The organism is Empedobacter sp. UBA5036 (assembly GCF_002415215.1).
Classification (GTDB): Bacteria; Bacteroidota; Bacteroidia; order Flavobacteriales; family Weeksellaceae; genus Empedobacter; species Empedobacter falsenii_B.
This window is the reverse complement of record NZ_DICC01000019.1, coordinates 50,572-73,441: the sequence shown is the minus strand read 5'-3', so window position 1 is coordinate 73,441 and position 22,870 is coordinate 50,572. Positions and strand designations below refer to the sequence as shown.

At 32.3% G+C, this 22,870-nt stretch carries 20 protein-coding genes; 6 read left to right on the top strand and 14 right to left on the bottom strand.

The genetic code is table 11. The annotated features are described in order from the left end of the window. Window positions 1–228: 228 nt before the first annotated feature. On the top strand, window positions 229–1,497 hold the full coding sequence (gene serS / locus B4J88_RS02960; protein ID WP_038334750.1) for a serine--tRNA ligase: 1,269 nt from the start codon (window positions 229–231) through the stop codon (window positions 1,495–1,497). 68 nt (window positions 1,498–1,565) lie between these two features. On the opposite strand, the gene rfbD is transcribed toward serS, so the two are convergent. From rfbD to B4J88_RS02920, 8 genes are all read right to left on the bottom strand, one after another. Then, window positions 1,566–2,420 (bottom strand): dTDP-4-dehydrorhamnose reductase, encoded by an 855-nt coding sequence (gene rfbD, locus B4J88_RS02955; RefSeq protein ID WP_038334743.1) that lies wholly within the window; start codon window positions 2,418–2,420, stop codon window positions 1,566–1,568. Window positions 2,421–2,473: 53 nt separating this feature from the next. Then, window positions 2,474–2,989 (bottom strand): OmpH family outer membrane protein, encoded by a 516-nt coding sequence (locus tag B4J88_RS02950; RefSeq protein ID WP_114998374.1) that lies wholly within the window; start codon window positions 2,987–2,989, stop codon window positions 2,474–2,476. A 26-nt stretch (window positions 2,990–3,015) separates the two neighbouring features. Further along, window positions 3,016–3,603, bottom strand: a complete 588-nt coding sequence (locus B4J88_RS02945) for an OmpH family outer membrane protein (RefSeq protein WP_038334732.1) — start codon at window positions 3,601–3,603, stop codon at window positions 3,016–3,018. Between the two features lie 61 nt (window positions 3,604–3,664). Then, entirely contained in the window at window positions 3,665–6,187 is a 2,523-nt protein-coding gene (gene bamA / locus B4J88_RS02940; protein ID WP_291066315.1) for an outer membrane protein assembly factor BamA, read from the bottom strand. A gap of 20 nt (window positions 6,188–6,207) precedes the next feature. After that, window positions 6,208–6,951: an isoprenyl transferase gene (locus tag B4J88_RS02935; RefSeq protein WP_291066364.1), complete on the bottom strand. Its 744-nt coding sequence runs from the start codon at window positions 6,949–6,951 to the stop codon at window positions 6,208–6,210. Between the two features lie 11 nt (window positions 6,952–6,962). Next, window positions 6,963–7,736 carry a DUF6089 family protein gene (locus B4J88_RS02930; RefSeq protein WP_291066313.1) on the bottom strand — a complete coding sequence of 258 codons (774 nt, stop codon included), beginning with the start codon at window positions 7,734–7,736 and terminating at the stop codon, window positions 6,963–6,965. Between the two features lie 118 nt (window positions 7,737–7,854). Next, on the bottom strand, window positions 7,855–8,739 hold the full coding sequence (locus tag B4J88_RS02925; RefSeq protein WP_291066311.1) for an NAD kinase: 885 nt from the start codon (window positions 8,737–8,739) through the stop codon (window positions 7,855–7,857). Further along, window positions 8,739–9,395 (bottom strand): HPP family protein, encoded by a 657-nt coding sequence (locus B4J88_RS02920; protein WP_291066308.1) that lies wholly within the window; start codon window positions 9,393–9,395, stop codon window positions 8,739–8,741. The genes B4J88_RS02925 and B4J88_RS02920 overlap by 1 nt, the downstream gene beginning before the upstream one ends. Before the next feature lie 243 nt (window positions 9,396–9,638). Here B4J88_RS02920 and B4J88_RS02915 point away from each other — a divergent pair, with 243 nt between their 5' ends. The 3 genes from B4J88_RS02915 to B4J88_RS02905 are packed head-to-tail and all read left to right on the top strand — an operon-like array spanning window position 9,639 to window position 12,461. Further along, window positions 9,639–10,556 (top strand): mevalonate kinase family protein, encoded by a 918-nt coding sequence (locus B4J88_RS02915; protein ID WP_038334712.1) that lies wholly within the window; start codon window positions 9,639–9,641, stop codon window positions 10,554–10,556. A gap of 26 nt (window positions 10,557–10,582) precedes the next feature. Then, on the top strand, window positions 10,583–11,506 hold the full coding sequence (locus B4J88_RS02910) for a UbiA family prenyltransferase (protein WP_038334710.1): 924 nt from the start codon (window positions 10,583–10,585) through the stop codon (window positions 11,504–11,506). A 10-nt stretch (window positions 11,507–11,516) separates the two neighbouring features. Then, window positions 11,517–12,461: a pseudouridine synthase gene (locus tag B4J88_RS02905; protein WP_291066306.1), complete on the top strand. Its 945-nt coding sequence runs from the start codon at window positions 11,517–11,519 to the stop codon at window positions 12,459–12,461. 54 nt (window positions 12,462–12,515) lie between these two features. On the opposite strand, the gene B4J88_RS02900 is transcribed toward B4J88_RS02905, so the two are convergent. The 3 genes from B4J88_RS02900 to rluF all read right to left on the bottom strand — a co-directional run bounded on the left by B4J88_RS02900 (window position 12,516) and on the right by rluF (window position 16,795). Next, entirely contained in the window at window positions 12,516–13,238 is a 723-nt protein-coding gene (locus B4J88_RS02900; protein WP_291066304.1) for a GLPGLI family protein, read from the bottom strand. 83 nt (window positions 13,239–13,321) lie between these two features. Next, the gene (locus B4J88_RS02895; protein ID WP_286495467.1) at window positions 13,322–15,766 is read right to left on the bottom strand and encodes an alpha/beta hydrolase family protein; all 2,445 of its coding nucleotides are present in this window, start codon (window positions 15,764–15,766) and stop codon (window positions 13,322–13,324) included. A 114-nt stretch (window positions 15,767–15,880) separates the two neighbouring features. After that, the gene (gene rluF, locus B4J88_RS02890; protein WP_038334704.1) at window positions 15,881–16,795 is read right to left on the bottom strand and encodes a 23S rRNA pseudouridine(2604) synthase RluF; all 915 of its coding nucleotides are present in this window, start codon (window positions 16,793–16,795) and stop codon (window positions 15,881–15,883) included. 110 nt (window positions 16,796–16,905) lie between these two features. Here rluF and B4J88_RS02885 point away from each other — a divergent pair, with 110 nt between their 5' ends. Together B4J88_RS02885 and B4J88_RS02880 are read left to right on the top strand one after the other, a co-directional pair. Further along, the gene (locus B4J88_RS02885) at window positions 16,906–17,253 is read left to right on the top strand and encodes an arsenate reductase family protein (RefSeq protein WP_038334703.1); all 348 of its coding nucleotides are present in this window, start codon (window positions 16,906–16,908) and stop codon (window positions 17,251–17,253) included. Between the two features lie 9 nt (window positions 17,254–17,262). Beyond that, window positions 17,263–19,401, top strand: coding sequence for a S9 family peptidase (locus B4J88_RS02880; protein ID WP_291066302.1), 2,139 nt, complete (start codon window positions 17,263–17,265; stop codon window positions 19,399–19,401). Between the two features lie 91 nt (window positions 19,402–19,492). On the opposite strand, the gene B4J88_RS02875 is transcribed toward B4J88_RS02880, so the two are convergent. The 3 genes from B4J88_RS02875 to tatA all read right to left on the bottom strand — a co-directional run bounded on the left by B4J88_RS02875 (window position 19,493) and on the right by tatA (window position 22,837). Further along, window positions 19,493–21,694 (bottom strand): M1 family metallopeptidase, encoded by a 2,202-nt coding sequence (locus tag B4J88_RS02875; protein ID WP_221854110.1) that lies wholly within the window; start codon window positions 21,692–21,694, stop codon window positions 19,493–19,495. A 267-nt stretch (window positions 21,695–21,961) separates the two neighbouring features. Next, window positions 21,962–22,573 (bottom strand): DUF4254 domain-containing protein, encoded by a 612-nt coding sequence (locus B4J88_RS02870; protein WP_125349200.1) that lies wholly within the window; start codon window positions 22,571–22,573, stop codon window positions 21,962–21,964. Window positions 22,574–22,654: 81 nt separating this feature from the next. After that, window positions 22,655–22,837: a twin-arginine translocase TatA/TatE family subunit gene (gene tatA, locus B4J88_RS02865; RefSeq protein WP_038336575.1), complete on the bottom strand. Its 183-nt coding sequence runs from the start codon at window positions 22,835–22,837 to the stop codon at window positions 22,655–22,657. Window positions 22,838–22,870 lie beyond the last annotated feature (33 nt).

Sequence of the window (22,870 nt, the reverse complement as noted above, 5' to 3'; positions counted from 1 at the left end):
TTAATCAATTCTCAATAAATAAAATTTAAACTATTGATTTTTAATCAATTATAAATAGTTTTACAATTTTTGAATATTTTTTGTAAAAAACATTGTGTCAATTATTTATCTAATGAAGACAGTTAAATTTAAAAATTAATTGATTTTGATTAATTTTTGATCCTAAATCATTTAATCTTTATTCTAAAAAATTAATTATTTATACATTTGTATAAATTTAATAAAAGTATGCTAGTAGTTTCTTACATTCAAGAAAACAAAGATCGTGTAATTGAAGGACTTAAAAAACGTAACTTCAAACAATTAGATCTTGTTGATGAAGTTTTAAATGTGGATGAACTTCGTCGTAAAACACAATTTGAATTAGATAATGTATTAGCTGAATCCAACAAATTAGCAAAAGAAATTGGTAATTTGTTTAAAGATGGAAGATCGGAAGAGGCTAATGAATTAAAAAACAAAACGGTTGATTTAAAAACTCAATCAAAAGAGTTACAAGATTTATTATCGTCTTACGAAACATCCGTTAAAGATATTTTGTATCAAATCCCGAATATTCCGAACGAAATCGTAAAAGCAGGAAAAGATGCTGATGATAATGAAATCGTTTTTGAACACGGAGATGCAACTGCAAAACCAAACAATTTGCCACACTGGGAAGTTGCTAAGAAATTTAACATCATTGATTTTGAATTAGGTGTTAAAATTACCGGAGCTGGTTTCCCTGTTTACAAAGGAAAAGGTGCTCGTTTGCAACGTGCTTTAACACAATTTTTCTTAGATAAAAATTCTGATGCTGGCTATACAGAAATTGTTCCTCCCTTCGTTGTGAATGAGGCTTCTGGTTATGGAACTGGACAGTTACCAGACAAAGAAGGACAAATGTATTATATTGGAGAAGATGATTTGTACTTGATTCCTACTGCGGAAGTTCCTGTGACGAATATTTACCGTGATACAATTGTAAAAGCAGAAGATTTACCAATTACGTTGACTGCATATTCACCATGTTTCCGTCGTGAAGCGGGTTCTTATGGAAAAGATGTTAGAGGATTAAATCGTTTACACCAATTTGAGAAAGTTGAGATTGTACGTATCGAAAAACCAGAAAATTCTTACGCTGCTTTAGACGGAATGATTGAGCACGTAAAAGGAATTTTAGAAGATTTAGAATTACCATACCGTATTTTAAGACTTTGTGGTGGTGATACAGGATTTACATCTGCAATTACATACGATTTTGAAGTTTTCTCTGAAGCGCAAGAAAAATGGTTAGAAGTTTCATCTGTATCTAATTTTGAGACTTTCCAAGCGAATCGTTTGAAATTACGTTACAAAGATGAAAACGGAACTCAATTAGCACATAGTTTAAATGGTTCTGCTTTGGCTTTACCACGTATTTTAGCCTCAATTTTAGAGAATCACCAACAAGCTGATGGAACAGTAAAAATTCCGAAAGCGTTGCAACCTTATACTCGTTTTGAGATTTTAGATTAATCAATAATCTGTCAGATAAATAAAAGCTCGAGAATTTCTCGAGCTTTTTTATGTTATTAAAATTGAAACTAAATCAGGTGTTTCAATTCTTTTTTCAAACTATCTTCCCAAGTCGGAATATCAAATTGATAAACTTCTTTTATTTTCGATTTATCCAATAAACTATACGCAGGACGTTTCGCTTTTGTCGGATAAGCTGAAGTTGGAACAGGATTAATTTCGATTGTTGAATTAGACAATTCTTTAATTTTTTGCGCAAATTCAAACCAAGAACATTTTCCTTCATTCGAATAATTAAAAATTCCATAGGTTAAATCATCTTTCAAAATAATCGTTAAGATTACATCAGCCAAATCAATTGCATTTGTTGGCGAACCAATTTGATCTGCTACAACAGAGATCGAATCTTTGTCATTAAACAACCTAAGCATCGTTTTAACGAAATTATTTCCAAATCGAGAATAAACCCAAGCTGTGCGTAAAATAATCGTTTTAGAATTGTTTTCTAATGCTAAATTTTCGCCATCTAATTTTGTTTGACCATACACCCCTATAGGATTTGTTTGATCTGTTTCTAGACGAGGTTGAGCTTCAGTTCCATCAAATACATAATCTGTCGAAACGTGAATAAAAGGAATTCCTTTTTGATTCGTGATTTTTGCTAAAAATTCTGTTGCTTTTGCGTTTACTAAATAAGCATTCTCTTGATCATCTTCAGCTTTATCAACCGCTGTATAAGCTGCACAATTGACAACAAAATCGAATGATTTATCTTCGAAATAATGATTTATTAATTCCTCATTCGTAATATCTAATTCATTTCGAGTGACAAAAAAACATTCAATTTCCTTGTAGTTTTTTGATTGCTCTAAGATTGATTGACCTAACTGACCATTCGCTCCAGTAACTAAAATTCTTTTCATATATAAAAAAAGCCACTAAAATAGTGGCTTGAAGATATTAATAATTCTTAAAATTATAATCCTAATTCTTTTTTAACGTCGTTTAATAAGTCGTATCCTCCAGCTTTGTATACTAAAACACCAGCAGGTAAAACATATTTAACTCCTTTTTTTGCAGCAGCAGCATTAATTGCATCCATTACTCTTTTCTCGATTGGATCCATTAAAGCTTTCTCTTTTGCTTGCATTTCATCTTGAGCAGCTTTTGCATAAGTTTCGTATTTCTTTTGCATTTCTTGCTCTTTCTCTTGGTATTTGTTTGCTGCAATTAATTTTTGAGCTTCTTCTTGAGATTTACCAGCTAAATCTTTTTGAGCAGTTTCCATAAAAGTTTTATAGTCTGCTTGTAATTTTGCGATAGCATCTTCGTGTTTTTTACCTAATGCTTGTAAATCAGCCTCAGCTTTTTTGTAAGCTGGCATTGATTCAATTACTGCTTGCGTATCAATATGTGCAATTTCTTGAGCGAAAGATAAAACGCTTCCGAAAACCATCATTGTAAATACTGCTATCAATCTAATTTGTTTCATTTCTAGTCTAATTTGTTTTTTAAAATTTATTTTCTTGTTTTATTGCTACTATTACTAGTTTTATTATTTCCAGAAGTTGATGTTTTTGAATTATTTGGTTTCAACTCTGGTCTTAAAGTCATTAATACTTCTCTACTTATGTCAAACTTTGGATCTGTGTAAATCATGATTAAATCACTTCCTTTATCAAATACGAAACCATAACCTCTTTTATCTGCAACTTCTTTTGTCGCATTATAGATTTGATCTTGCAAAGGCTTTACCATTGATCTTCTCAGATTCACTAAATCGCCATTTGGTCCATAACGCTTGTCTTGCAAAATTCTTACAGCCGCTACTTCATCTGCTAGCTTTTTCTCTTGCTCTTTAACCTGTTCTGCCGTTAATAAAATCTTTTCTGCTTCGAATTCGGCTTGTAATTTAGCTAAATTTTCTTGTTTTTGCTCAATTTCTTTTTGCCAAGATTCTGTTTGAGATTTTAATTTATTTTGAGACGATGTATATTCTGGTAAATTTTCTAAAATATACTGACTGTCTACATAACAAAACCTTTGCGCGAAAGAGAAACTTGCTAATCCAAAGAACAACGCTATAAATCTAATCCATTTTTTCATATTTGTGATGTGTTAATTCTAAAATTATGCCAAAACGTTCTAAGCAAATTTAATCAATTTATTAGAATTGTTGTCCAATAATAAAGTGAGTTTGCCATCCAGAGCGTTCTGTTTGTCCAAATCCTTTATCAAATCCGTATCCGAAATCAAATCCTAATAAACCAAATGCTGGCATATAAATACGAACACCTGCTCCAGCAGAACGTTTTAATTCAAACGGTTTAAATTCACTTGTATTGTTCCAAACGTTACCTCCTTCTGCAAAAGTTAATGCATAAATTTTGGCTGTTTGGCTCATTGTGATTGGATAACGTAATTCTAACGAATATTTATTATAAATTGTTCCACCTCCTTCTGGCGTAATATCTCCTGTTTGTCCACCAGAATTTGTTGCATCTTCGTAACCTCTTAATGAAATAATCTCACGTCCATCGAAACGATTTTGTGTAAGACCTGTTCCTCCTAAGTAAAAACGTTCGAAAGGAATTGTTCCAATTTTACGGTCGTATGTTCCTAAAACTCCAAATTCTCCACCAGCTTTTAAAACTAATTTACCTGTTAATTCTTTGTAGAAATATGCTTTAGCTTTGAATTTATAATATTCTAACCATTTGAATTTTTCTACGTCAGACATGTTTGTATAGTCTTTGTTATTAAAAACTGAATAAGGAAATGTTGTCGTAAACGATAAACTAATTTCTGATCCTGATTGAGGGAAAATAGGGTCTGGTCCAGCAGAGTTACGTGTTAAACCTAATGTATAGTTTAAGTTGTTTGAAGAACCATTTTCATATTGCATATTACCAACAGACATCGCATAATTATCGAAGTTATATAACTGATAAGAAATTGAGTTTGATAAACGGAAATAATCATCTGGCCAAGTTAATAACTTAGTTAACCCAACTGAAGCTCCTAAGATATCCAATTTCGCTTTTTCTCCATAATTATCACGGTAATCATATTGTGAATAATAAAAAGATGTTGATAAAGCTGTAGGGCGTTTTCCTCCAATCCAAGGTTCAACAAATGATAAACTATAATTTTTATATCCGTTACCAGCTTGTGCTCTTAGTGATAATTGTTGTCCATCTCCCATTGGAATTGGTTTCCAAGCTTTTTTATTGAAAAAATTCTTTAATGAGAAATTCCCGAAAGTTAATCCTAATGTACCAATGAAAGTCCCTGCACCATATCCTCCTTGTAATTCTACTTGAGAAGATGATTTTGGCGCAACTTTCCACTCCACATCAACTGTATTATTATCTTGATTTGGTTGAATATCTGGAACAATTTGCGTTGGCTCTAAGTATCCCAAAGAAGCTAACTCCATCATCGTACGCTTAATGTCCGATTTAGAGAATAAATCTCCTGGTTTAGTTCTTAACTCACGGTATAAAATATGATCGTGTGCTTCTGTATTACCGTTAATCGTTACTTTATTAAGTGTAGCTTGTGTACCTTCGAAAACTTTAATTTCAAGATCGATTGTATCATTTTTTACACTTTTTTCTACAGGAATAGCACGAGCAAACAAATACCCTCTATCCATATATAACGTAGAAATATCATCGTCTTTTTCTGATCCAGAAATCTTTTTGTTGATACCTACTGCGTCATAACGATCTCCTGTTTTGTAACCAAAAATTCGCTGTAACTGTTCAGAAGTATAAATTGAGTTTCCAGAAAACGTTACATCTCCTAAGAAATATGGTTTTCCTTCGTTAACTTTAATCTTAACCAATAAGTTTTTATCATCAACTTTTTCGATATTGTATGACTCAACTTTAGCATCTCTAAAACCAACAGATTTGTACTCTTCAACCAATGTTTTTAAATCTTCCTGGAATTTTTCAGGAATCATTTTAGATGACTTGAAGATATTGATAGATTTCTGTTTGGTATTTTTCATCCCTTTTTTACGTAAACGAGCAGCAGTTAAGTTTTCATTTCCTTCGAAAATGATTTTCTTAATCTTTACACGCTCTCCACGATTCACATTTAATGTAATGTTTTCTTCGTCTTCTTTACCAACAATTGGCTGACGTTCTACATTAATTGTTGTGTTAGGATAACCTTTTCCAGTATAATAATCTTTGATTTTATTATTTGTTGTATTGATTAAACTTTGCGTAATCTTAACACCTGGATTTAATTTATTTTGTTTGATTAAATCTTCGCGTTGCGATTTTTTCACGCCGTTAATCTTAATTTCTCCTAAACTAGGAACTGAAACCAAGGCAAGCTCTAATGTTACTTCGTTACCTTCTATTTTATCTACATACAAGTCGATGTCAGAGAAAATATTAGATCTCCATAATTTTTTTACAGCATTATTTACCTTCGTACCTGGTAATTCTATCTCCTCACCGATAGCAAAACCTGCATAACGGATAATTTGATTCTTAGAATATTTAGAATCTCCTGTTACAACGATATCTTTCAGTTTGAAAGTTCGTGCATTGGTATAATCTAAGACAAAATTATCTTGTTGTGTTGAATCAATGGTTTTCGTAGAGTCTACGACTTGCGCCTGTGCCATGTAAGCACCAAGCATACACATTGTCCAAAAAATTTTCTTCATAATCCTCTATTTCAGTTCGATTAGTTCGTTAGTTGCTCGCTTATCTTACCAAATCTACGTTCTCGATTTTGGTAATTTAAAATTGCTTTATAAAATTCTTCCTCGTTAAAATCAGGCCACAAAACCTCTGTAAAATATAATTCTGCGTAAGCAATTTGCCACAACAAGAAATTACTAATTCTGGTTTCGCCACTTGTTCTAATCATAAGATCTACCATTGGTAAATCGTGTGTATATAAGTTTTGATGAACTAATTCTTCATTAAAATCATTGTCGGATATTTCTCCGTCATTGTATTTTTTGGCAATAGATTTCATCGCGTGTAATAGTTCTTCTTTCGAACCATAACTTAATGCTAATGTCAAAACACAATCTGTGTTGTCTTTCGTTTTTTCCATCGCTTGAGTCAAATCTTTGAATGCTTTTTTTGGTAATTTTGATAAATCTCCAATCACATTCAAGCGAACTCCATTTTTGTGTAATTCATTTATTTCGTCCTTAATTGCAGAACTTAATAACGTCATTAAAACATTGACTTCTAATTTTGGACGGTTCCAATTTTCAGTAGAAAATGCGTAAAGTGTAAGATGTTTTATACCTAATTTTCGACAAGTCTCGATTGAAGATCGTACAGCTCCCAAAGCACTTTTGTGTCCAAAAGTTCTTTCTTTACCGTTCTTCTTAGCCCATCTTCCGTTACCATCCATAATGATTGCAACGTGAATAGGTATATTGTTTTTATCTATTTGTTCTACTAAACTAATTCCCATTCTTTTTAATCACAATAACAAGCAGGTCGACCAAAACTGTACGTTAAGGTAATTCCTGATAATACGTACCAATCTTTGTTTGATGTGTTTCCATATACTCTTTTACTATATTCATCTGAAGGTACAACACCATCAGCTACAGCATCGATAAAATTTTGAGTAAATTTTCCTTTGTTGTAATCTATATAATCAACATTTGTATAACGAACACCTGTCTCAAAAGATAAAATCCAATTGTAATTGAATCTTACTTTATATCCAACCCCAAAAGGAATCGTTAAATCGGTATTATATTTTGTTTTTTCGATAATTACGTTGTTTGTCCCATCGTAATCATATTCTTTTCCTTTTGCAGAAAAAGCTCCAACTCCTACAAAAATATAAGGCGATTGCGCTTTTTCTTGATCATCATTGATATTAAAGAAATTATACTCAAACATCAATGATCCTTCTACAATATTATTTCGAAAATTTTTATTTCTTTCTAATTTGTAATACTCTTTCGAGCGGTGGTCACTTGCTCCAACTTTTGAATAAGAGATATTTGCTCTAAAACCCATTTGCGGATTTATATTAAAACGATACAATCCTCCTATGGAAATTGGTAAATAAATTTTCCCACCTGGTTCTGTTTTCGTAGGAAACGGATTGATGTAATTGGCTTTACCAATATCTCCAATCACATTTGCTCCACCAGCAAAAATTCCGAGTTCATGTCTTTGCGCAAAAGTTAATTGCGAAAAACACAGTATAAAAACAAACAAAAATACTCTCCTCATAAGTTGTGTTATTTTTTCGGCTTTTGCTTTTTATCTTCTTTTAAATTCGAACAAATATAAACAAAAGTCAATTCAACGTAACTGATTTAACAAAAATTAAGAAGATTTATTGTAAATTTTAATTCCTTTTATCTGAACCCCAAAGCATTTTTTCTCTCAAAGTTGTGAAATAAGTCGCATCAATAGCTTCAACGATTAAGATTTTGAAGTCAGCTTTTTGTATCGTCAATTCGACGTCAGTTGTTAAAGGAAAGTTACGAGAATCCAACGAAAGGAAGTATTCATTAGCTCTACTACGTATTTTTAAGTCAATTTTTTCGTTTTCTGATACAATTAATGGACGCACATTTAGATTATGTGGCGCAACAGGTGTAATGACAAAATTTTGATTGGACGGATGAACAATTGGTCCTCCACAACTCAACGAATATCCTGTAGAACCTGTTGGCGTAGAAATAATTAATCCATCAGACCAAAAAGAATTTAGAAATTCATTGTTCAAATAAGCATCAACCGTAATCATACTAGTTGTTTCACGGCGAACTACAGTTACTTCGTTTATCGCAAAATTATTTTCAATTTCTACACCATCACTTCTTTTCACTGTTAATAAAGTTCGTGGAATAATGTTATAATCATCATTGAAAAAACTATCCATTTGCTCCAACAACACACTTTTATTAATTGTTGCTAAAAAGCCTAAACGTCCAGTATTTACGCCAATAATTGGAATATTAGAATCCCTAACAATTGTAGTTGCCGATAAGATTGTTCCATCTCCACCAAAACTGAATAAAAACTTGACCGATTTGTCTAAATCATCATAAGAAGTATAGGTTTCTACGTTATCAGTATCAAAATCAGTTGTTTCTTTTAAAATTTGAAGAAAATTTTGCTCAACACAAAAAGCAATTTCGTTGTGAACTAAATAATTAATAAATGGTGGAATAATATCCGTTAAAGACGTACTTGTTTTTTGTCCAAAAAGTGCAACTTTTATCATTAGGTATTCATGTATTTTAACAATTGTGCATAACGACTTTGCAGAAGTTCTTGTTTTTCGTCATTATAAAATTTTTGAATCACTTGATATCCATAACGCTCAAATGTTTCGCCAATTGCCAACAAGTTCGATGAACTAAATTTCAGCAAAACATAAACGCTATCCTCATTATTCCCAACAATCATCATTCCCAAAATTTTTCCGTTATTCACTTCAATAATATTAGAAATCGCGGTCATCGACAAATCTTTTTCCGCAATCGAAACCAACATCGAAACGCCTTGCGCAGCGACAAAAGGAAAATTTGCAAATGTGTTGATAATATCCGTTTCCGTAATAAAACCAACATAGCGCGATTGTTCGTTAAGAATTGGTAAGATATTCGCCTGATTCGTGTACATCATGTGAATTGCATCTAAAAGCGTACTCAATTCAGAAAGATAAAAACTCTCCAAATACGAAGTATAATCTACTTTTTCATCATCAATTGATAATTCAATCAAATCTTCTTCCGAGATATTTCCAACAAAATCCAACCCTTTAAACAAAGCTAAATGCGTCAATTTATTCTCTTGCACAACTTCTAAAAGCTGACTTGGAGAAGAATTAACTTTCCCTGGTTTTATCTCATTCGATAGATATTCGGTGATATACATGGCACAAATTTATATATTTTAATACATTAATTCTCTATTTTTAATGCTAATTGGGTTAAAATCATTGATTATTAATTGAAATTTAACCAATTTATTCTAAATTATTTAGTCAAAATATATTCCAAAATCTACTAATAATCAAAAAATAATGTGATTTACAATTTTTTAAAGCAAAACTCTTCCTCAAATTCAAAAAAGAATGGCTTAAATTTTGTAGATTTGCAGTACCAATTTTAACATTGAATGAAGAACCCATTATTTTATGCCAAAATCTTACTTTTTGGCGAATATGGAATTATTGAGAACTCGAAAGGATTAACAATTCCTTATAATTTTTACCAAGGTGCATTAAAATTTGAGCCTTCTGAAATTGCAGAATCATCAAATGCTCACTTGAAAAATTATGCAAAGTTTTTAGAAGAAAATTTTGCTGATACTTTTGATACAAAGTCTTTTTCGGAAGATGTTGCAAACGGAATGTACTTCGATTCTAACATTCCTCAAGGATATGGTGTAGGTAGTTCTGGTGCTTTAGTTGCCGCTATTTATGACAAATACGCCTTGAATAAAATTGATATCAATCAAAATCTGAACAAAGAAAAAATCAGCGAATTAAAAGCGCTTTTCGGTAATTTAGAATCTCATTTTCATGGAAAAAGTTCTGGAATTGATCCTTTAATTTGTTACATGAATATTCCTTTGTTAATTCAATCAAAAGATGATATCTCGACAATTGGTTTACCTTCTGCAAATGCTGACGGAAAAGGAGCTGTTTTCTTAATCAATTCAGGAACACCAGGTGAAACGGCGCCAATGATTCATATTTTCTTCGAAAAAATGAAAAAAGAAGGTTTCCGTAAAACATTGAAAGAAGAATTTATTAAATACAATAATGCATGTATCGAGAACTTTGTGAAAGGTGAATACAATCCACTTTTTGCAAATCTTCAAAAATTATCGGCTTGGGGTTATGAGCATTTCAGACCTATGATTCCTCAAAAATTGGTAAATGCATGGAAAACTGGAATTGATACAGATACCTATTACTTAAAACTTTGTGGTTCTGGCGGAGGCGGTTATGTTCTTGGTTTTACACAAGATTATGACAAAGCGAAAAGCTACCTAAAAGACTTTCAAACCGAAGTTATTTACAAATTCTAAAAAATTAATTTATAAAAATATAATCAATGAACGTTCAGAAAATAATCTTAAAGGTTTTTGCATTATTTTCTGTTGTTCGTGGCTATAATTTAATTGTGTTAATATTAGCACAATATCTTGCGGCGCTTTTTATTTTTGCGCCAGAAGTTGGTCATCGTCAATTGTTGACAAATCCAAAGTTAGACGGACTTATTCTTTGTTCGATACTTTGTGTGGCTGCGGGATATATCATCAATAATTTTTACGATTTAGAAAAAGACGAACTCAAACGTCCTTTACAAGTTTATCTTCAGAAACAAGTTTCGCAAGGTTTCAAACTAACTGTTTACATTGCTCTAAATGCTTTAGCATTGATTATTGCAGCTTTAATTTCGTGGAAAGTTTTCGTTTTCTTTTTGGCTTATCAATTTTTAGTTTGGTTTTATAGTCACAAAATCAATCGTTTTGCATTGATCAAAAACTTTTACTTGGTTGTCATTCGTGTCATGCCATTTTTCGCCTTATTGGTTTATTTTGATCATTTTACGTTTAATTTGGCTTTACATGCTACTTTCTTAACCATTTTATTATTGATTACTGATATTGTAAAAGATTTGAGTTCTCAAAAAGCAGATTTGATTTATAATTATGATTCAATTCCAATTAAATATGGAATCGATTTTACAAAAGTTTTGATTTCATGTTTAATTATTACAGAATTAATCATTGGAATTATTATCATTATGAAAAATAATGTTGGTGCAATGAAATACTTTTTTATTGCTGCAAATATCGCTTTCACAGTGATTTTATTTATCATTTGGAGAATAAAATCGACACAAGCATATAAGATTTTACATTATTTTTTTAAGGGAATGATTGTTGCGGGTGTATTTAGTATCGTATTAATCGAAATAAATCCCTTAACTTTGCAAACTATTGCGCAAAATTTTAATCAGCGCATAAATTAATCAAATTCAGATGAATAACAGACGAAATCAATCCAACGACAGAAATTCCCAAGGCGGGAACAATCGTGGAAAAGGTGGAGCAAGAGGAAATTCTTCTTCTAAACCATCTTCAGGGAAAGGAAAACCAACTTTTGGTGGAAAACCATCGGAAGAAGGAAAGAAAAGTTTTGGACCAAAGAAACCGTTTAACAAACCAGGTGAAAAACCATTTGTTAAAAGACTGAAAAAAGCACCAGTTGATGACGGGACTATTCGTTTAAATAAATATGTGGCGAATGCAGGGATTGCATCCAGAAGAGAGGCCGACGAGTTGATCAAAACTGGAATCGTTACAGTGAATGGTCAAGTGATTACTGAAATGGGTTATAAAGTACAACCCGATGATGAAGTGCGTTTCGATGGTCGTAAAATCTCTTCAGAGAAAAATGTATATTTTGTGTTGAATAAGCCAAAAGGTTTTATTTCAACATCAAATGATGAAAAAGGACGTAAAACTGTGATGGACTTAATGTCTTCAGCAACTACAGCGAGAATTTTCCCTGTAGGTCGCTTGGACAGACAGACAACAGGAGTTTTATTGTTTACAAATGATGGTTATTTAACTAAGAAATTAACGCATCCAAGTCATGATATCAAAAAAATATATCATGTAACTTTAGATAAAAAGTTAACAGCAAATGATTTGGCTGACATCAAAAAAGGTGTTCGTTTAATTCCTGAAGGAATTGCAGTTGTTGACGAAATTTCTTTTATCGAAGGTAGACCGAAAAATGAAGTTGGTGTAGAATTACACATTGGTTGGAACCGCGTTGTACGTCGTATTTTCGAAACAAAAGGATACGAAGTAGAAGCGTTAGACCGCGTTTCTTTTGCCGGACTTACAAAGAAAACTTTACAAAGAGGTGATTTTAGAAGATTAACAGAATTAGAAGTTAACTTCTTGAAAATGTTATAATACCTCAGCTATAAAATTTAAAAACCACTTCTAAAGAAGTGGTTTTTTTATGTTTTAATCTTTAGAAACCTTATTATTATAGGCTTCCATCATTTTTCTATTCGCTTCTTTTACAAAATCGTCTTTCTCAATTTGTGTCATTTTTTGACCTTTTGATGGAATTTTAATCACTTCGTTTTTAGATGCTTCTTTTATATTAATTGCTCTAAAAGTCGTTTCGTAACTTTCGTCTTTCCTTGTTGTTACAGCTTTCAATTCTAAAATCAAACCTGACAACCCATTGAAAAATATTGGTCCGCCTTTTGGTTGTAAAGTTGGCGCAAACCAAACTTCTATCTTAGAATCTTTGTATTCGGTTATTGCTTTTTTTACTTTAATACCCAAAATTTCTTTTGATTCTCGACTAATTGTCCAAGTGTATTTTGGCAAATTATCTATTATTAAAATATTTTTGTTTACATAATTTCCTTCAATTTTATATTGTAGAGTTTTATAATCTATGTAAATATTATTATCAATTGTACTCATCGACATAGATGATTGATTTTGACTATTATCAATTTTTACAACTTCACTGAAAAACGACTGATTTTCATCAAAAAGTAATTGATAATATTTTGGTGTAGAATTGTTTTTATCTAATGCTGCTTTATAAACAGGATCTTTTTCATCAAAAAAGATTTTATCATAGGTTTCATATTCTACTTTCCACAAATTTTGAGCAAAAAGAAATGGAGAAAAAATTGTTAGAAAGAATAGTAAAGCTTTTAATTTCATAGATGATTAATTATGAACTAAATATAATGATTATTTACAATAAAAAAGCGATTCAAAATTGAATCGCTTTTCTTGTATTGAAATTATTTCTTTTCAGAATTTTTTCCTTTGTTTTTCACATATTTCTCTAACCATTGATCTTGTTCCCACAACATGTGTAGAATATTTTCTCTGGCTGCATATCCATGAGATTCTTGTGGTAATAAAACCAAACGAGTTGTCGCTCCCAAACCTTTCAACGCGTTGAAATAACGCTCAGATTGCAATGGGAAAGTTCCTGTATTATTATCAGCTTCACCATGAATTAACAACAATGGTGTTTTCATTTTATCTGCATTTTGGAAAGGCGCCATTGTGTTGTAAACATCTGGAGCTTCCCAATAATTACGTTGTTCTGACTGGAATCCAAACGGCGTCAATGTACGGTTATACGCACCTGAACGCGCAATACCTGCCGCAAATAAATTAGAATGTGTTAATAAATTCGCTGTCATAAACGCACCATAAGAATGTCCACCAACCGCAACTCTTTCACGATCAATATAACCTAATTTATCTACCGCATCAATCGCTGCTTTTGCATTGGCAACCAATTGAGGAACGAAGGTATCATTTGGCTCTTCTTTTCCTTCTCCAATAATCGGGAAAGCCGCATCATCTAAAACCGCATATCCTCTCAATGCCCAATAAATAGGACCTCCGTAAGAAGGAGAAGTAAATTTATTTTCAGAAGTTGTTACCTGACCAGCCGTAGATGCATCTTTGAACTCGCGAGGATAAGCCCACATTAACATTGGTAACTTTTCCTTTTTCGTTTTATCATAATTTGGTGGCAAGTATAAAGTTCCTGATAATTCTACACCATCAGCTCGTTTGTACGTAATTAACTCTTTCGAAACTTTGTTCATTGCTTCAAAAGGATTTTTTGTAAACGTTACTTGTTTTGGCTTTCCTCCTTTCTGAAAAATATTACGAACATATAAATTTGGATAATCTGATTTCGATTGAATTTGTTCTAAAATGATCCCTTTCTTCGGATCGATAACACGAGCAATCGCTTCTAATTTATCTGATTTCTGCGCTCTCCATAAACGAGAAGTTTTTTGCGTTTTGATATCAAAATCATCAACAAAAGGTAAAATTCCTTCCGCAGAAACTCCTTCTCCAACTAACATCAATTTTCCTTTGTTAATAGCTAAAACATTGTAACCATAATCATTCATTTCAGTTACGAAATTTCCAGGATTATTGTAAGCATCTTGCGAATTTCTACTGAAAAAACGGATTGGTTCTTGAGTTGGATTTGACGGATTGAACAAATAACTACTTTCGTTACGCGTGTTATACCAAGCATCTCTCACAATCGCAACCTCATCATTCCCCCAAGTCACTCCTCTGTAACGATCTTTTACTTTTACCAACAACTCTTTGTTCGCAGTAAAAGGCGCGGCAACTTGATAAAGCGCATCGCGATATTCCGCAGGCTTATTTGCATCACCACCATCTAAAGCCTCAACCCAATACAATGTATTTGGTTTATCTGCTCTCCAATACAAATTTCTTTTTCCCATAATCGTCGAAGAAAATCCTTTCGGAACAACTTCTTGTAACTCTTTATGATCAACTTCTTTTACTAATTTTCCATTGATATCATACACAATATCAGTTGAAGGGAAACTATTGTAAGTTACTAAATATGAAAAAGGCTTTTTGATTTCGTTCACCAAAACATATTGCCCATCTGGAGAAGTCGAAATATCTGTGTACATCGCAGCATCTTTCCATTTCGATTTTGCTCCAGTTTCGATATTTACTTTTACTAATTCAGAAATTGCTAATTGCTCAAAGTTAAACTCATCATTTTTATTTTGTAATAAATCTTGATAGGTTCTGTTTTGCGCTTCTTTTCCGTCAGCAACAGAAACTGTAGGTCCAGTCGCAATTGCGTCTTTCGTATCAATCAAAGCTTTTTTAGAAGCTGGAATTACATTCACAATTAATTCTGTATCTGAAATCCAATTGAAAGGACGACCTAAGTTTGCGTTTAATTTATCTTCATAAACTTTTGTTGCAGCTTGCGTTTTTACGTCAACAATCCACAATTCTACACCTTTATTTGTTGTATTTGTAACGGCAAATTTCGATTGAGAAGTGTTCCAAGATTGATTAGAAAAACGACCTTTTGCAGGTAAACCAGCTATCGTTTTTTCCTTTGAAGTTTTCAGATCAAAATAAGTAATTTTCTCACTGAATGTTTCACGTGAATTAATATTTGTAACTGGATTAATTCGTAATCCTGCTAAACGTAATTCCGTTTCTGACAATTCATTAATCGTTTTATAACGACTTCTATAAGACAAAAATGCATTCTCCGCTTTACGATCTGTACTAATTGACGGCGGCATATCTGCATCTGCCAATTGTAAAATTTCTTGCGGAGGCAATTGATAAGTAACATTTTCTTGTGCTTTTACCGATGCACCAAAAGTCATCGCTATAAAAAGCAACGAATAAACAATTTTCTTCATGTGTTTTTAAGATTTTACTTTATAAAGATATTGAATCTTTGGTAAAATGACATGATAGAAGTTAGTTTTGACTAAAATGTATAAAAAAAGACGAAAAATATTCGTCTTTTGATTTTATCTTCTTTTACCAAATTTACCTCCTTTCGTATTTGTAGGTGGTTTACTTTTTCCTACTCTGGCTTGAGTTGTTGATTTTTTTACTGGCTTTTTAATTGATTTTCCTTTCGAATCTTTAAAATCTGGAGAAATTTCTTTTGTTTTTTTCGCTGATGATTTTTTTGATTTTGAAGCTGGTTTCTTTTCTTCGTGTTTTTCCGAATCTTTCGTCAAGCGATTGATTTCTGCTAATTCTTCTGCCGTTAAATCTCGATGTTGACCAATTCCTACATTCAACGTTAAATTCATAATCCGAACACGTTCTAATTTTTTTACACCATATCCAAAATATTCGCACATACGACGAATCTGTCTATTCAAACCTTGAATCAATGTAATTTTGAAAACATTTGTACTTATTTTTTCGATCTTACATTTCTTCGTAACCTGATTAAGAATCGGAACACCTTTCGACATTCGTTCGCAAAATTCATCCGTAATTGGTTTATCAACGGTTACAATGTATTCTTTTTCGTGATTATTTCCAGCACGTAAAATCTTATTCACAATATCACCATCGCTTGTCAATAAAATCAATCCTTGCGAATCTTTATCTAAACGACCAATCGGAAAAATTCGTTCTCCAAACGAAAGAAAATCGATAATATTATCTGGATCTGTAGGATCTGTTGTACACGTAACGCCCACAGGTTTATTCAGCATAATATAAACCGCATGCTCCTTTTCGCGCGGTTCTATTTCGACACCTTTTACAGTCACCACATCATTTGGTCCTACAAATTGCCCAATTTTAGCAACTCGTCCATTAATTTGTACCAAACGATTTTCGATGTATTGATCTGCTTCGCGACGCGAACAAAAACCACTATCGCTAATATATTTGTTTAAACGCAAAAAATTAGTTTCTTCCATACTTGCAAAGATAGTTTTTTATCGATTTGAAATATATTTTGACAAAATTCTTTATCATTCTGCAAAACGATGAAACTTATTTATCTTTACAAAACCAAAGATTTTGAGAAATGAAAAAAATATTTTTTTTGAAAACTTGCGATACGTGCAAACGTATTATGAAAGAGTTTGATTTTACAGGTTTTGATTTGCATGAAATAAAATCGACTGCGATAACAGCAGAAGAATTAGAAGAAATGAAGAATTTAGCTGGCAACTACGAAGCTCTATTTTCACGTCGTGCACAGAATTACAAAAAATTAGGATTGAAAGATCAACAGCTTTCTGAAGATGATATCAAAAATTATATTTTATCAGATTATACTTTCCTAAAACGTCCTGTCGTGGTAGATGGAGACAAAATTTTTATTGGGAATGAAAAGAAAAACTTAGAAGCACTTGGGCAATATTTGAAATAGAAATCACACATGAAAAAAACAATTTTATTGACTACACTTTTAATGAGCGCGAGTTTAATTGCTCAGAAAAAGAATGTCACAATGGAAGATGCTGTACTTGGATTATCGACGAATTTACGTATCGAAAATCTAAATCAAGTTCAATGGATTCCGAATCAAAATGCGTACACGCAAAATGTAAAAACATCATACGGAGAAGCTTTAATCAAGAAAGAAGTTCCATCTCTTAAAACTGATACAATTTTTAGAAGTTCTCAATTTGAGAATAAAAGAATTCCTTCTTTGAATTGGATCAATGATAAGCAAGCTTATTTTTCTACAAAAACAGGTTACAAAACAATTACAACTGCTGGTCAACAAAACGATTGGTTGAAATTACCTGACAATGCAGAAAATATAGAATTTGACGCGACGAATAATCAAGTTGGATATGTAATTGACAACAATTTATTTTTTGTTGATAAAGCTGGAAAAACACATCAAATTACCAAAGACGGAAAATATGAAATAGTGAATGGAAAATCGGTTCATCAAAATGAGTTCGGGATTCACAAAGGAATTTTCATCTCTCCAAAAGGGAATTTAGTTGCATTTTATAGAATGGATCAAACAGCGGTTACAGATTATCCAATTATCGATTGGTCGGTACAACCTGCAGTGAACAAAAATATCAAATATCCGTTTGCTGGAACAAAAAATCATACGGTTACGTTAGGTGTTTATAATCCAACCACTCAAAAAACGACTTTCTTAGAAACTCACCCAGAAGTAGATCATTATTTAACTTCGGTTACGTGGTCGCCAGACGAAAAACATATTTATATTGCTTTACTTTCTCGTAATCAAAAGCACATGGAATTGAATCAATATGATGCAGTTTCAGGGAAATTGATTAAAACATTATTCAAAGAAGATGATGCAAAATATGTAGAACCTCAAAACGAATTGCATTTTATTCCAGGAAAAACGAACGAGTTTGTTTGGTGGTCGCAACGCGATGGTTTTATGCATTTGTATCGTTTCAATACAGACGGAAAATTATTAAACCAAATCACAAAAGGAGATTGGATTGTAACAGATCTTGTTGGAGAAAATGCGAAGAAAAAAGAATTCTTAATCATGACAACAAAAGATTCTCCGAAAGATCGTCATTTATATGCGGTGAATTGGGAAAATGGAAAATTGCGTAAAATAACAACTGATGCAGGAACGCACAATGTTTCGGTTTCAACAAACGGAGAATATGCAATTGATAATTGGAGTAATGATAACACGCCTCGTAAAATTGATGTGTTGGATGCAAACGGAAAATTCAAACAAAATATCTTAAATGCTCAAAATCCTTTGGCAAATTACAATACAGCGAAAGTTGAAAATGTAACGTTAAAAGCAGATGATGGAACAGATTTGTATGGAAAATTAATCTATCCAACAAACTTTGATTCTTCGAAAAAATATCCCGTTATCGTTTATTTATACAATGGTCCTCACGCGCAATTAATCACAAATCGTTTTCCTGCAACAGGAAATCTTTGGTACGATCATTTAGCGGAAAAAGGTTATGTTGTATTTACAATGGACGGACGCGGATCGGCGAATAGAGGTCTTAAATTTGAACAAGCGATTCACGGAAATGTAGCAACTACAGAAATGAATGACCAAATGAAAGGTGTTGATTTCTTGAAAACTTTGCCTTTCGTAGATGCGGAACGCATGGGAATTCATGGTTGGTCTTATGGTGGATTTATGACTACTTCTTTTATGTTACGTAAGCCTGATGTTTTCAAAGTTGGTGTTGCTGGTGGACCAGTTTTAGATTGGACACAATACGAAATTATGTACACAGAACGTTACATGGAATCGCCACAAGATAATCCTGAAGGTTTCAAAAACACGAATTTAATTAACCGTGTAAAAGACTTAAAAGGTAAATTATTGATGATTCACGGAGCGCAAGATAATGTGGTTGTTTGGCAACATTCGATTGATTTTATTCGCGAAGCAGTGAAAAATGGTATGCAAATGGATTATTTTGTTTATCCTGGACATGAGCATAATGTTCGTGGAAAAGATCGCGTTCATTTGATGCAAAAAATTACAGATTACTTCGATTTATATCTTAAACCAGAAGGTACATCTCAAAAATAATAGTCAACAAAAAACCACTTCTTATGAAGTGGTTTTTTATATTTTATGATGTGATGCTAAAACGGGTTCAGTATGAAAATTTAGAACAAATTTACTTCTTTGTAAACTCAAACTTTTGTCCAGCTTCTTCTACAGAAAATGTCTTTTTATCTTTTGCAAAAGTCAACTCCAAACCGCCTTGTTCATTCACAAATTTACTATCACCTTGATAATCTAATGGAATAGTTTGTCCACCAAAAACTAATTTCAATTTATCGTTTTCAGCTTTCAACACAAATTCTGAATTAATTTGTTTATTCGTAAATGTACCTTCGTATTCTTTTGGATTAACCTTTTCAACAGGTTTTGCATCCGCCATATTGAATGTATTATTCTTCAAATCAATATCTGGTAAAGCTCCATTTGGATCCAATTTAATCATCGAAACTTCTTTTGTTGAAGGCACTTTGAATGTCCATTCTGTATTACGTTTCCAAACTTCAATCGGTAATTTAACTTCTTGAGAAGTCCCATCTTTAAAGTTCACTTGAACAGTAGTTGGCATTGGTAATTGTCCAAAATTTTCAACTTTCAAAATCAAGCCTTTTTTGTAATCTCCATCTACATATTTTGCACTGTTAATTCCTTGATCAATTGTCCATTTATTCAAAAACCAACCTCTCCAAAACCAAGATAATTCTTCTCCTGAAACATTTTCCATCGTGCGGAAAAAATCTTCTGGCGTTGGATGTTTATATGCCCAATATTTGATGTATTGGCGCAATGCTTTATCGAATTTTTCTTCACCCAAAATTGTTTCACGCAAAACTTTCATTCCTGCACCTGGCTTATAATACAACAATGCACCGATATTTCTTTCGCGCATATTATCTGGTTGAGTCGTTACAGGCTCAAGATTATCGCTGAATAAATAACCCGCCATTCGTTGTGCAGATTGCTTTTTGTAATATTCGCCATTGTTGAAATTCTTCGTCGAAATATCATTGATAAACGTATTAAAACCTTCGTCCATCCAACCATGAACACGCTCATTAGAACCAACAATCATCGGGAACCAAATATGTCCAAATTCGTGATCTGTAACACCCCAAAGTCCTTCACCTTTCGAAGTCATATGACAAAAAACAATCCCAGGATATTCCATTCCACCCTCATTTCCTGCCACATTTGTCGCCGCTGGATAAGGATACTCTAACCATTGTTTCGAGTAATGCTCAATAGAAGCTTTTGTATATTCTGTCGATCTTCCCCAAGCATCATTTCCGTCACTTTCTACTGGATAAGCCGAAATTGCCAACGATTTTTGACCACTTGGAAGATTAATTTTTGCTGCATCTAAGATGAACGAAGATGATGAAGCCCAAGCAAAATCACGTGTATTCTGAATTTTAAATTTCCACGTTTTTGTTCCTTTTGCAACTTTTGTCGCTTTGTTTACCTCATCAGCAGAACGAATAATAACGGTTTTATCACTCGCTTTTGCTTTGTTCCAACGATTCACTTCTTCTTTCGAGTAGACTTCGTTTTCATTCAATAATTCTCCTGAACCAACCACATAATGCGTAGACGGAACTGTAATATTTGCTGTTACATCTCCATATTCCAGATAAAATTCTCCTGGTCCTAAGTATGGTAATGTATTCCATCCCATGATGTCATCGTAAACCGCCATGCGAGGAAACCATTGCGCCATCGTAAAAATCTTTCCATTTTTAGTTGGTTCTACACCCATTCTATCGGCTCCATAATCTGGTGAAACAAATGAATATTCGATTTTTATTTTTGTTTTTCCTCCACGAGCTTTCAAATGATTAATCAAATCAATTTGCATGCGTGTATCCGAAACAGTGTATTTCGCTTCTTTTCCGTCTATTTGAACAGATTTAATTTTATAACCTCCTTCAAATTCAGAAGTTGAATCACCATAACGGCTTCCAGAAATCGGTAATAAAGCACTTCCTCGAGATTCTTTTTTGAATAAATTTTGATCCAATTGTAACCACAAAAAGTCTAAATCATCAAAACTATTGTTGGTATATGTAATTTCAGATGTTCCCGAAATTTCATTTTTTTCTTCATTCAAACTAACATTCAGATTATAATCTGCACGATTTTGCCAATAATTATGACCTGGTTTTCCACTCGCCGAACGAGTTTCTGTTGCATTATTCTGATAAAAAAATGGTTTGAAAGCTTCTTGATAATCGTATTTTGGTTTTTCTTGTTGACCAAAAACCGAAATCGAGAATAAACTTATTCCTAAAAGTAAGGGTTTGAAATAATTTTTCTTCATGTGTGAAATTTTACAGTAATTATAAAATTACCTCATATTTTTCAATACGAGGTAATTTCAACTTTATAATTATTCTAAAATTTTAGTTTGAAGCTTTTTAAATTCTTCTGGTGTTAATTTTTAGGTTGATTATAAGGTAAAGCAAGTAATAAATTTCAGTTTTTTCATTCTAATATTTTGATTAGATGAAATTAACATATTTGTACGCAATAAAAAAACTCATCCAAAAAAGATGAGTTTTCTATATTTTATTAATTTTTCTGAAAATTATTTCTTGTTTGCATAAAGAACTGGATTCAAATCCTCGTCATTATACATTTTCATTTGTTTATACACTTTCATGTATTTTTTACCTGCTTCAAAATCAGCCAACAATTCTTCAATCGCAGTTGATAAATCTTGATGTTGTTGATTCAAAACATCTAATTTCACTTGACAAGCAGCTTTATGTTCTGGAGTTGCATCTTCACGTTCTACCTCTTGTTTCATGTGATAAACCTTAAGCGATAAAATAGAAAAACGGTCTACAGCCCACGCAGGAGATTCTGTATTGTAAGTTGCATCTTCTTTTACGTCAACGTTCGCATATTGTTGTAAAAACCAGCTATCCACATATTCTACCATATCTGTACGTTCTTGGTTTGATTTATCAATCCAACGTTTTAAACTTAGCGCTTCAACAGGATCAATTTGTGGATCACGAATAATATCTTCTAAATGCCACTGAACTGTATCAATCCAATTTTTTTTATACAATAAATGAGCGATTAAATCTTCTTCGCTATATGGATTTTCGATTTGACGATTTACATCATCATATTTGTGATAATCATTGATACTTTGATTAAAAATAGACCAAGCTTTATCTGTGAATTTCATGTTTTGTTTTAGTTTATAAAATAAAAGCATTGTAATTGTATACGCAACTACAATGCTCTATTATCTAATTAAAAATATATTTTAATTTTCTTTTTTGTCAGAAGTACTTTCTGTAGCTTCTGATTTGTTATCATCTTTTGTTGCTTTCTTGAATTCGTTTAATCCAGAACCTAATCCTTTCATTAATTCAGGAATTTTCTTTCCTCCGAATAATAATAACACAACAAGTACGATTACGATCCATTCTTTACCTCCTAATCCCATACTGAATTGATTTTAATGCAAATATATAATTAA